Raw genomic sequence first — 11,872 nt, forward strand, 5'->3', positions numbered from 1 at the left:
TGGTATGACAGCATGATTGAAAGATCTTGATCGGAAAAGTAGGACAGTTCCATATTGAGCTCACTTTGATAGTTTACGCGAGTTTCTGGCTGCCCTAATTTTCTCTGATCACAATGAATTAGCCCTGGGGCTAGGGCGTGTTTTCAAAGTTTTCCGCAAGATTTAGATCCCCCCCAGCCCCCCTTAAAAAAGGGGGGAGCCATACTCAAAGTCCCCCTTTTTTAAGGGGGATTTAGGGGGATCTCCGAGTTTGAAAACACGCCCTAGGGGGGCTAAACCATACCCAGAATCAGCAACGCCAAATAAGCTGACGGCTGACGGCTGACGGCTGAATGCTTACGTTTTGTTACACAAAAGATGACAATGGTGTATAACTAGATGATAATTTTTCTGATCATCTGGATTGGACAATTTCTCTCCCTAGTAGGTTCTCGCTTAACTCAGTTTGCCTTCAATGTCTGGTTGTTTCAAGAAACCGGCTCAGTTACCCAGTTCGGCTTACTGGTTTTGTGTGGTAGCTTGCCTAGTCTACTCATTTCCCCAATCGCAGGGGGATTTGTAGACCGCTGGAGCCGTCGCTGGACGATGATTATCGCCGATTTTTGTGCTGGTCTTTGCACCTTAAGCATAGCTTGGTTATTCATCACAGGAAACCTAGAAATTTGGCACTTGTACATCATCGAAGCTCTTAGTTCTTGCTTCAGCACTTTTCAGGCTAATGCTTATGCTGCTGCCACTACTCTGCTAGTACCAAAAGAAAACCTACCTCGTGCCAGTGGCTTAACCAGTTTGGGGCGGGGTGTATCTAAACTGATTGCACCAGTTTTAGCAGGTATATTGCTGCCCATTGTTCACATCCCAGGCATCATTGTCATTGACTTTGCGACTTTATTTTGTGCCATTGTTCCCTTGATGGTAGTTACATTTCAGGAATTAAATAATCTAGATGAACAGACAGGGAACAAATCTTTTTGGAAGGAGGTTATCTTTGGCTGGAATTTTCTAACTACCAAACCTGGATTGCTAGCATTATTAATTTTATTTGCTAGCAATAACTTATTTACAGGAATATTTAATGTCCTTACTACTCCCCTAGTTTTATCTCTCACCTCCCCTACTGGTCTTGGGATTGTTTTATCCATTGGCAGTTCTGGAATAGTATTAGGTAGCCTGATGATGAGTATCTGGAAAGCTCAGGAGCATTACATCAAAACTATATTTGGCTTTACCCTCCTAGCAGGTCTTTTCATATTTTTGGCAGGTTTACGCCCTTCCCTGTCTCTATTCACGGTTTCTGACTTTTGTTTGTTAGCTATATATCCGGTTATTAGCGGTTTAGTGCAAGTCATGTTTCAAAAGAAAGTACCTCCAGAGATACAGGGAAGGGTTTTTGGTTTGAAAGATCCCATTGCTACTGTGGGTTTAACCCTTGGTTATGGGATCGCTGGCCCTCTAGACGATCTGATTTTTGAACCTCTGATGGCTCCTGATAGTATTTTAGCAGGAAATCTAGGAAAAATAATTGGCGTTGGCCAAGGTCGTGGAATTGGTCTTCTAGACATTGTTATCGGTTTAGTAGTAGTTGTTGGAACCATTGCGGCTTATCAGTATCCTCGCCTCAGATTACTGGAAGAGGAATTGCCCGATAGCATTCCTGACCAACCTTTGCCGAGCAAAAACTAATCACCAAAGCACAAGTATGATTCCACTCAAAAGAAGAAGTGATTTATCAAAAATGGCAGAATGAAATAGAATCTATCCCGATTTTCGGGGTTGCTGAACCAAAGAATGAATTGTCTGTTACTTTTAAACTTAGAATTGGAAGTAGATGAAAGGTTGATAAGCAACTCTAACCAAAGGTAAAATAGCTGAAACACAAAGTCCATAAATAGCCGCAAAACTCCAATTGGGAATTATACGCCACCAGTTACTAAACCAGTTTTTGTATGCTGCCCAATGTAGTAATACTAAAGGAATAAAGATCCATGCAGCTTGAAGTTCTAAGTTTTCAGTACCAGGAGAATTAAACAAGACAAAAGATTTGACAATAGTTAAGCCACTAAAAAAATCTTCACTGCGAAAAAAGATTCCAGAAGCACAAAACCAGTAAAACGTTAAAGGGACACCTAGAGCATTTCTAACAGGTAGTAATTTCTTGTAGGGAGATAGCCGTGTTGACCATTCTTTATGTACAGCTAAAGCTATACCATGTAATCCTCCCCAAACAACAAAGTGCCAAGCTGCACCATGCCATAGTCCCGTTACCAGCATAGTATAGATAAGATTACTATAAGAGAATATACTGGTTCTATCTTTTTTTTCCCGTCTTCTCATCAAAGGAATATAAAGATAGTCTCGGAACCAAATAGACATAGTAATATGCCAGCGTTTCCACAGTTCTGTGATGTTACTGGCAAAGTAAGGAAAGTTGAAGTTTAAAGGTAATTTATAGCCTAGTAAACCAGCAGATGCGATCGCCATATCTGAATATCCAGAAAAGTCGCAGTAAACTTGGATGCTCAAAGAGATTACACTTATCCAAGCACTCGCTACTGTATAAATCTCTGGATTAGCAAAATACTCATCGACTATAAGAGAAAGATTATCTGCAATACAGGCTTTCTTAAAATATCCTACCAGAAACAGCATCAAACAACTCCTAACCTCAACTTGACTAAATGTTTTCGGTGTCAATAACTGAGGTAAAAAGATGGCAGCACGAACAATAGGCCCAGCAACCAATTGGGGAAAAAAGCTGACAAACAAGGCAAAATCCCAAAAGTTTTTAGTTGGTTTGAGTTTACCTCGGTAAATATCTAAAGAGTAGCTGAGGGTTTGAAAGGTATAAAAGCTAATTCCTACAGGTAGAATAATTTGTAGAATGGGAAAACTTATAGGTAAGCCAAGTAAATTGAGAAAATTAGCCGCTGAATCAGTAAAAAAGTTATAATACTTAAAAAATCCTAAGATACTAAGATTGCCTATTAAACTCAATACTAGCCATAGTTGGCGTTGTCGGAAGTCTATAGGTTTTGACGCAAGGTTGTTCCAATCAAAGTTTTTTGTCCTATCAGTTTCCTTAGTTTCCCAATCTGGATTAGCATCATCAATTATAGGTCTTGATATCATCAAACCAATGATATAATCAATGATTGTGGAAGCCAACATTAAAGATAAGAAGCGCCAATTCCAAGCGGCATAAAAAATATAGCTACAAATGAGTAACCAAATTTTACGATGCTGGTGTTCGCTTAATGTCCAATAGATACAGAAAACTGTAAGGAAAAAAAATAGGAAGCGAAATTCGGTAAAAATCATTTCTAATTTTTATAAAGGATAGATTCCTGATTTTTCTGTTTCAAGATATTTAGTAAATTGTTCTGCCATAGAACGAGTAAATTCCCTTGCACCTCTGTCATTTAAGTGCACAAAATCCCATCTGTTGTCAACTTGATATAAAGTAGGGAAAGCTTCCGGATTGTTTAAAGCAAAAACTACTGATGTATTGCGGCTTTTATACAATTCCATTGCTGTTGTTTCTTCATATCCCACAGTTGGAGATATAAAAACAATGGGCTTAATTCCCTGTTCTTCGATCAGATCGCACATATTTTTGATAACTTTTAAAGTATAAGGTTTAAAGAGATTAATTGATGCAGTGTTCCTTTGCTTAAACTTATATATTTCTTTATCTACATTTTGATAATAATCATCTAAATTATTTAAAAGCTTTCGTCTAACATTGTCCCATTTGCTAGTATATTTAGCTAACCGATCTAAGGAAATATATCCAGATTCTTCTATCAATAATTGTTGTTTTGCAATCTTTAATGGGTTGGAGTGTAATACTTTTTGTTGCCAAAAATTAGAAAATCTACCCATCGATAAAATTCTATATAAGAAACTTTTTAAGTTGCCATAAGCAATAATAAATTTTAATCGGAGGGGATGTTTTTTTTCCAACATTATACGTAAAGCTAAGATGGTTTGCTTAGGAGTATGCCAATATATACTTCTGGCAGAACCTGAATTACGTAGTTTCTCATCCATAGCATCGGGGTATTCTATAAATAACCAGTTTAAATTAGCCGGTTTTAAAGCAATTATATCTCTTAAATAAAAGTCTATCTCTGCTACTGTTGCTCCACCAATTGCCCCATTAAAAGATTTAATTTCTCTGTTTTGCTCTGCCATTAATTTATCGAATAAATTAGGTACTATACCGTGTTCAGTTGTACTAGGACCGATAAAAATAGCATTATATTCATCTTTGTGTTCGGCAAAGTATTTTAGCTTAAGATTAACATTATTAGGAGAATTAAGAATGTTAGGATAAGGAAATATTATATTGGCAAGAACAAAAAATATTGTTAACGTAATTGTGAAAATAATACTGTAAGCAGTTGCTGTAAACAAATTATGATATTTACAATTTTTCCAGATACTAAATTGTGTCATAAATCATCATTTATTCTAAATTTATATGAAGCCATTATTCTGTGGAACGGTTTCAATTTTTGTTCTAATTTCGCTAATTGGTAAACAATTTTGTGATATTTCCTAGATTGAAATTATCGGCTACTTTATCTAATTGATACTCTTCCCTTTTCATTTGCCTCTATTATCTTTTTTCTAACATCTAATGAATATACTCTCATCCTCTCTTTTTCCTTTTATTCTACTCTCCTACTTACTGTACATCAAAAACCAGGAAATTGCTAAGCAGGTGCACAAAATTAATTACACAATTCAAAAATCTCCGTAATCCTTACACTGTAAGGGTTACGGAGATTTGTAGTCTGGTTGACTGACAAAACATTTCAGATCGACTGCTCAATAAGGGTTTCCGCACTCTCCAAGCGAACCCGGCGAAGCCCTTTAGTGGCAAAAGGCTTGAAGGCAAATGATCAAGCTTAAAATCTGAAGCCCAAAACGATCAATCCATAAGTGCATTTGCTGTAAGCCCTAGAACCCTTGTATATAGAGAGTTTCAGGGCTTCGCTCGTAAACTTTTGTCAGTCAACCAGGTTCATCAGCTCTCATGTATTTAGTAAATTGCTTGACACTTTCCATCTTCTTGATTGTAATTTGTGTTTAATTTTAGCAGTTTCCGGTTAATTTCAATACAATTAAAAAAAACTGGTTGTGATAGAAGCATTCAGTTATCAGCTAATGCACTACAGTAACAGCTTTTGAATAAACAGGTAAACTATCCGTTTAGTCTCTGTTACGGCAGGCTGATGGCTGGCATGATGTACTTCACGACTATATCTTTTCCATCTCCCTAACCAGGGGTAAAATTTCCTTACCAAAGTAGGTCATTGTTTCCAGTTCAGGCCAACCAGAAAAAATGAACTGAGAGCAGCCCATCTTTTTATATTCCATGATTGCTTCAGCAATATCAATCGGGCTTCCGACAAGGGCCATAGAAGACGGTCCATGGGCAGGTACAGCACCCTTCCATAACCAAGGGGTAAGCCAATTACCATCAGCTTCTTCTTGATAAGCAAATTTTATCGATTGGAAATCAGAGTTCTTAACAAATACTTCCTCAATCCATTGTTTGTTGCCAGTATTAATCAAAGAGTAAGCAGCTTCTATGGCTTCTTCACGAGTAGGTCTAGCAATTATAGAACCACGTAGACCCACCTCTATTCCTTGGTCAATTATGGTTTTAACACGTGGTCGCAGTTTATCTGGGGTATCGAAAAGAAGTAACCAACAATTACCTTGCTTTACAGCGAGTTCCTGTGCCGGAGGCGAACCGCCACCGATGTAAATTTCTGGGGAATTCCTCTCTGGTGCCACGAAAGGAGTACCTACTTGCCCTTCTTCAATATGGTAGTAGGTGCCTTTAAAAGTAAACCCGCCATTTTTTTGCCAAAACCCTTGACAAATCTCTAAAAACTCCTCGGCTCGCTGATAACGTTGATCGTGTTCGAGAAAATCACCATAGTAGCCTTGCTCTTTTTGGGAATGACCCATAATTACATTTAAGCTCACTCTGCCATTGCTTAAGGCAGAAAGCGTATTAATTTGTTGGACAAACAAGGTAGGTGAAATTGCTCCGGGTCGATAGGCAACCATAAATTTGATCCTTTCTGTTGCCATTGCTAAAGCAGTGGAAAGTAGAATTGGATCTGGTCTGTAATAGCCGAAGGCAGTCAACAGGGAATCAATACCAATTTCTTCGGCACGGCGGCAGAAGAAAAGATTATTCTCGATATCTGGTAAATTCACTTGTTGCTCAGGTGAATTACTTGCCTGGAGTTTAGCATCTTGTGAAACAACGCCTAACCTATTTGCTTGTGCGGCTAATCGCCAGTGGAATCTCAATGAGTTCATCTTCAAAAAAATCGGTAGTTTGGAAACTATTCAGCTTTAGCTACGGTCGGACAAATGTCTCGGCGACTTTAGTTGCAGTTCCTTTACGAGGCAGGGGAGTAACTGTTCCGTAGTTAGCCCTGGAAGCTACAACAATGAGTAAACTTTAGAATTATACGATTGATTGTCTATTATTGTTCCAGTTGACAAGATTTACTGCCACGTTTGATCATAGCGGTTTTTCTTGGCCTGAATAAGTATACATCAGTATACAGGATTTTTATGCTATTTATTTTACCAATGTGTGAGAGTTGAACCTCCTACTGGTCACTCTAGGACAGCCCGAACCTGGTTGACAACTTTTCTAGCAGTGCGGTAATATAAATGCTGCGGTTGCATCGACCGTGAATGCCTGTGGATGAGGTGTTGCTGACTAGGGGAGCCGTCGGATTGGCGACTTACTCAGTTGAACCAATAAGTAAACTTCAAAATGTCACAATTAGTGGCGCTTTGTATCAGTTTTATCAAGCAGAAAATGCGTATCTACCTATCGAGTAATCATCAATATCCAGCTAAATTGACTGGAACTGCATCTCAACATACCACAGACCTGCTGGCTAAAGGGTTGGGAGAACTAGGACATGATGTTTTCTACAATCTTGGAGAGAAGGAAATCCTAGAACCTTTGCCAGAAACCGTTAATCAGGTCAGGGAACGAAGGTTTGATGTTGATATTCTACAGCCTCAAGATGTTTCCCCATATGCTTCCTTTGATTCCTCTGGTAAGCCTTGGGTAAGAACATTCCAGGCTCCTTTTGGGAATCATGATGTTTCAGGTTTGTCAAAAGAGAATTGGATTTTTGTTTCACGCTCCCATGCCCAAAGCTATGGTTGCGATCGCTATGTTCACAATAGCATCGATCCGGCTGAATTCATCTATTCTGAAACCAAATCTGATTATTTCATTTTTTTGGTATGCGGTTTAGAAAGAGCCGTGTTGAAAGGATTTGGTCTCGCCTTGCTCTTAGTCCAAGAACTAGGTATCAAGCTGGTTGTGGCAGGTTCCAGTAAAAATGAGTTTTATCAACGTCAATTTGCTGCCATGTGCCGGGAGCAAGGGGTTGAATTTGTTGGTGAAATACGGGGACAACAGAAAGCCGAATTAATCGCTGGTGCTAAAGCACTCCTTGCCCCAACCCTGATCCACGAACCTTTTGGCTTAGTTGTTCCTGAAGCCTTAATTTCCGGAACTCCAGTAATTTGTAGCGATCGCGGAGCTTTTCGGGAAATAGTTTCACCTGATGTTGGCTTCATTTGTCGCAAACAGAACGAATATATTGCTGCTGTGGAGAAACTTAAAGAGATTTCGCCTCAAGCTTGTCGGGAAAAAGCCATGAAAGACTTTCATTATCTAACAATGGCGGCTAATTACGTTAAGGAATATGAAAAAGAAATATTATTTACCGAAAGTCAATCTGTCAATTAATTGCCCTAACAAGGAGAAACACAATTCAATAAATTGTTGAAGGGATATGCCAACTTTGGTCAGATGCTTCTTTAGAAGCAAGACTTGGTAATTATGCCTATGAACTGGTAAAAGCCGAATACTCTTGGTCAGCGGTGGGAGATAAGGTGGAGTCAGCAATTCGGAAATTGTTTTGAAACAAGGTTAATTATAAGGGAGCCTAATGAGTCAATCCAGCGAACAGATAACAGCTAATAACGAAAATAATAATCAAGATAATTCTGAAGAAGCGACAACAGCTAGTGAAAACAATAATAATGAGGAAACGACTAATCAAGATAACGAGGAAAAATTAATCGCTAAATTCAAGCAATCTATTACAGTTTTTATCCAAAGTATTCGTTTTTCCCTAGTTTTATTGTGGGCAACTGCACCAAAAGCAACGGCATTTGTAGTTATCGTTTTGTTGTTGCAAAGTTTAATTCCTGCTATCACAGTAGGAATTCAAAAACAAGTGGTGGACACGGTGGCTTCCCTAGTTCCGGGAGGAGACTATGACTTCAAAATAATTGCCATTCTTGTGTTGCTTTGGGTGGCAGCACTGTTCTTAGATAATCTGATCAGCCCTTGGGTTAACATTGCCTTTATGAAACTCTCAGATCAGCTCATGGCTAGTCTCAACCTGAAATTAATAGAGAAAGCTAATAGCTTTGCTGATATTAATAATTTTGAGAATCCGGAGTTTTACGATGAATTAGAAATGCTTCAAGGACAAGTAGGCCAGGAGCCAATCAGCCTTTTAAGGGTTTTTTCAACCAGTTTAAAAATACTGGTCACCCTCACAACTATGTTTGCTTTATTGTTTACTGTAGACTGGTGGATTCCCCTATTAATTTTACTAACATACCTACCGCAAACTTATGCTTCTTTAAAACTTGAGTCAGGGATTTGGGCAGCAATTTTTCATAAAAGTCCTCAAGCTCGCCGCATGAAGTATTACTCTGGATTGATGCTAACAGATACCTATGCTAAAGAGGTACGTCTTTTCGGACTGGAATCTTTGTTTAGTCAGCGTTATTTAGAAGCTTTTGAAGATAGGCATCAGCTAATTCATAATCTGCAAAGTAAACAAGCTTTGATTTTAAGTGCCCTGGGAATATTAAGTGTTTTGGGCAATGGATTTTGCTTTTGTTGGGTGATTCTGCAAGCTTTAGCTGGTAAATTAACTCCAGGAAGTATCTTGTTGTTAATTCAATCCCTTGGTTATGTTCAAAGTAATATCAACCAATTGCTCATGCTTTCAAGGATTATGCGAAGATCGATGTTGTTTATGGAGCTATTTTTCAAATTTATGGATTATCAATCTATTATGCCAATCTGTATTCCAGGGAAGCCCACACCTAAACCAATTAAGTCAGGTATTGTCTTTGATGATGTAGAGTTTGCTTATTCAGACGGCAGAATTGCTTTAAGCAACATTTCTTTGAGGTTAAATCCTGGTGAAACTGTCGCTATAGTGGGTGAAAATGGTGCTGGTAAAAGTACCTTAGTTAAGCTTTTAGCTCGCTTGTATGACCCAACTAAAGGAAATATTTTTGTAGATGAGGAAAATCTCAAAGATTTTAATATTGAACAATGGCGGCAGCAAATTGCTGTGGTATTTCAAGATTTTTGTCGCTATGCTCTCACCATTGGCGAAAATATTGCCTTGGGGGATACTTCAGCAATGGATGACTTAGAGAAATTAAAATGTGCCAGTGAAAAATCAGAAATTGCAGCTAAAGTGGAAAAGCTTCCAGAAGGATATGCAACGCTTTTAGGCAAGCAATTTAATGGTACTGAACTGTCTGGAGGAGAATGGCAAAAAATAGCGATCGCCCGCGCTTTTGTGCGGGAAAACGAAGCCCAAATCATGATCTTAGATGAGCCAACAGCAGCTCTAGACCCCCGTAGTGAATACGAAATCTATAGTAGCTTTGCTGAATTAGTCAAGGGAAAGACTGCCATTCTAGTAACCCATAGACTAGCTTCTGTACGTCTAGCAGATCGAATTATGGTGCTGAAAGCTGGCAAGTTAGTTGAGGTGGGTACTCACGAAGAACTGTTACGGCAAAATGGAGAATATGCTAGCCTTTGGAACATGCAAGCAAAGCAATATAAAATCGAGATGGAGAGCAACAGAGTTGAAAATTTAAACTCAGCATTACTGGTTAACCAGTAACATGACATAAAGAGAGCTAGTGTAAGTATTCAGCTAATGCGCTACGCGCACGCTACGCGAACAGCTATCAGCTATCAGCTATCAGCTATCAGCTATCAGCTAATGCGCTACCTCCCAGCGTCGTTCGCACAGCGTGGCCATTCGCGTAGCGTGGCCAACGGCCAAGGCCAAAGCCTGTGCCACGCACGCTACTTGAGGTGCTTTTGAATAAAACAAGTAAGCATTGCTTTAATCTCTGTTACGTCAGCTGACGGCTGACGGCACCTCAAGCAGCGTGCGCGTAGCGCATATGCTTACGAGCTAGTCACTGTTAAAGCTGTAGCCTAAGTATTCAAGATCTTCAGCATATAGTTCTCGAACAATTTCCACTGTTTCCTCGTCATAATAGTCACTATAGTGTTTTGTATCTTGACTATTGTTAACATGAGGTAGAGTTTTATTTTTTATACCTAGTAACTCACAAACTGCTGCAAAATCCTGCTTTAAATTTTCAAATCTGCCTATAAAATTACAATTATCTTTTGTTTTTCTCGGGATACCAAACAAATATTCCTGATTGTAGTCTAGGATGAAATCTACTTGTTTTTTTGAATGATATTGGTCAAAACCACTTAGCTGTTTTGGCTCTCCCTCTCTAATTAACTTGGCGTATTCATTAAAGCTCAGATTTCTCTGAGGTCTGTGGAAGTAAGTATTTGGCCTATTATCGGTATGTTTTATTACTCTTTCGCTATGTTTCCATATAGATACAAATCTATCAAATGGATTTCTAATAAACGTCAAGGTAAAGTAATCAGGATATAGGTTGAGCGTCTTAGCTAAACCATCCATCCTCATCGTGTATTCTAGTCCTGCTTCTTTTTGCCATCCCAATGCCTTTACTTCTTCTTTGAAAAAAACTTGCATAGACTTACCAGCACATTTTGGTATGTGTATGAAAATAAATTTATTATCGTGTGATATCATTACCTGCAACTTTCTTAGTTTCTTTAATTTATTGTTCTCTCAGATCAAGGAAAAGCTACTAGAACATCATTTTCTATTTTTCCATCTTCATAAATAAGCGAGTAATCACTATTTATTTTTTTAATTTTGTTGATGATGTTATCTTTAAGAACTGATTTACCCCAACCATCTTGGGAAAATAGACGTAGATCGTCAATTAATATGGTGTGTGTTTTGATTGGATGATTAGCGATCGCGTCAAGTTCTTCATATAGAGGACAAGACTTTTCTCCCTCATAACCAAGTATAGTATGAGCATCTAGCCAAAAAGTAATATTAGAATCTATGTTACTAATCACCTTTGGTAAACAATACAATGAATCACCTAAAATTATTTCTACAGTTCCTCTATCGATTTCTGTCTTAAATCTTTGTACTGCATTATTATAAAACTCTTCGGCAACTTCAATACTATAGATTTTTTGGAAACCTGATGCTAAAGCAAGAGCAATTCCGTCACCTTTATAGGTTCCTGTTTCAACAAATACAGGATTGATATACTTGGCTAAATCAAACTTAATTGGCATAATTTTAATCTCCTATAGGTTTTGTATTTGATTTGTGAACATAGGATTAATGGGAACAGCGGATCTGGGAACAGGTATAGCAGAAGTCAGAAGTCAGAAGTCAGAAGTCAGAAGTCAGAAGTCAGAAGTCAGAAGTCAGAAGTCAGAAGTCAGAAGTCAGAAGTCAAACTCTTGCGCTTACTTTGGGTGTGAGACTAATGTCGATGTCCTAACTGCCCTGGCGACTGCTATAATACAAAATTTTGCGTAGGGTGCGTTAGGGGGTTCCTCATTTTCCGCCTCGTAGCCAGGGTTAGGTTGCTGCCCGTAACGCACCACCGGGTCAAACAG

Annotated in this window: 9 protein-coding genes; 4 read left to right on the top strand and 5 right to left on the bottom strand. The window is 38.6% G+C overall.

Annotated elements, in window-relative coordinates; genetic code table 11:
- Positions 1 to 378: 378 nt before the first annotated feature.
- Positions 379 to 1,683 (top strand): MFS transporter, encoded by a 1,305-nt coding sequence (locus tag F6K38_RS25130; RefSeq protein ID WP_008187222.1) that lies wholly within the window; start codon positions 379 to 381, stop codon positions 1,681 to 1,683.
- Positions 1,684 to 1,812: 129 nt separating this feature from the next.
- Here the strand turns inward: F6K38_RS25130 and F6K38_RS25135 are convergent, their stop codons facing one another.
- The 3 genes from F6K38_RS25135 to F6K38_RS25145 form a co-directional block, all read right to left on the bottom strand.
- Positions 1,813 to 3,318, bottom strand: a complete 1,506-nt coding sequence (locus tag F6K38_RS25135; RefSeq protein WP_008187219.1) for an MBOAT family O-acyltransferase — start codon at positions 3,316 to 3,318, stop codon at positions 1,813 to 1,815.
- Between the two features lie 9 nt (positions 3,319 to 3,327).
- A complete protein-coding gene (locus F6K38_RS25140) occupies positions 3,328 to 4,458 on the bottom strand; it encodes a hypothetical protein (RefSeq protein ID WP_008187217.1) in 1,131 nt (376 codons plus the stop codon).
- An 807-nt stretch (positions 4,459 to 5,265) separates the two neighbouring features.
- Positions 5,266 to 6,345, bottom strand: coding sequence for an LLM class flavin-dependent oxidoreductase (locus tag F6K38_RS25145; protein ID WP_008187212.1), 1,080 nt, complete (start codon positions 6,343 to 6,345; stop codon positions 5,266 to 5,268).
- Positions 6,346 to 6,814: 469 nt separating this feature from the next.
- On the opposite strand from F6K38_RS25145, the gene F6K38_RS25150 reads away from it, so the two are divergent.
- Together F6K38_RS25150 and F6K38_RS25155 are read left to right on the top strand one after the other, a co-directional pair.
- Positions 6,815 to 7,810: a glycosyltransferase gene (locus F6K38_RS25150; RefSeq protein WP_008187209.1), complete on the top strand. Its 996-nt coding sequence runs from the start codon at positions 6,815 to 6,817 to the stop codon at positions 7,808 to 7,810.
- 202 nt (positions 7,811 to 8,012) lie between these two features.
- Positions 8,013 to 10,010, top strand: a complete 1,998-nt coding sequence (locus tag F6K38_RS25155) for an ABC transporter ATP-binding protein (RefSeq protein WP_287357829.1) — start codon at positions 8,013 to 8,015, stop codon at positions 10,008 to 10,010.
- A 300-nt stretch (positions 10,011 to 10,310) separates the two neighbouring features.
- Here F6K38_RS25155 and F6K38_RS25160 read toward each other — a convergent pair whose 3' ends face one another.
- Together F6K38_RS25160 and F6K38_RS25165 are read right to left on the bottom strand one after the other, a co-directional pair.
- Positions 10,311 to 10,976 carry a sulfotransferase family 2 domain-containing protein gene (locus F6K38_RS25160; protein ID WP_008187206.1) on the bottom strand — a complete coding sequence of 222 codons (666 nt, stop codon included), beginning with the start codon at positions 10,974 to 10,976 and terminating at the stop codon, positions 10,311 to 10,313.
- Positions 10,977 to 11,020: 44 nt separating this feature from the next.
- The gene (locus tag F6K38_RS25165; protein ID WP_008187204.1) at positions 11,021 to 11,542 is read right to left on the bottom strand and encodes a class I SAM-dependent methyltransferase; all 522 of its coding nucleotides are present in this window, start codon (positions 11,540 to 11,542) and stop codon (positions 11,021 to 11,023) included.
- Positions 11,543 to 11,576: 34 nt separating this feature from the next.
- Between F6K38_RS25165 and F6K38_RS25170 the strand changes: the two genes are divergently transcribed.
- Complete coding sequence (locus F6K38_RS25170) at positions 11,577 to 11,792, top strand: hypothetical protein (protein ID WP_131827137.1); 216 nt, start codon at positions 11,577 to 11,579, stop codon at positions 11,790 to 11,792.
- The last annotated feature ends 80 nt before the right edge of the window (positions 11,793 to 11,872 follow it).

Origin of the sequence: Moorena sp. SIO3B2 (genome assembly GCF_010692525.1) — a bacterium.
Classification (GTDB): Bacteria; Cyanobacteriota; Cyanobacteriia; order Cyanobacteriales; family Coleofasciculaceae; genus Moorena; species Moorena producens.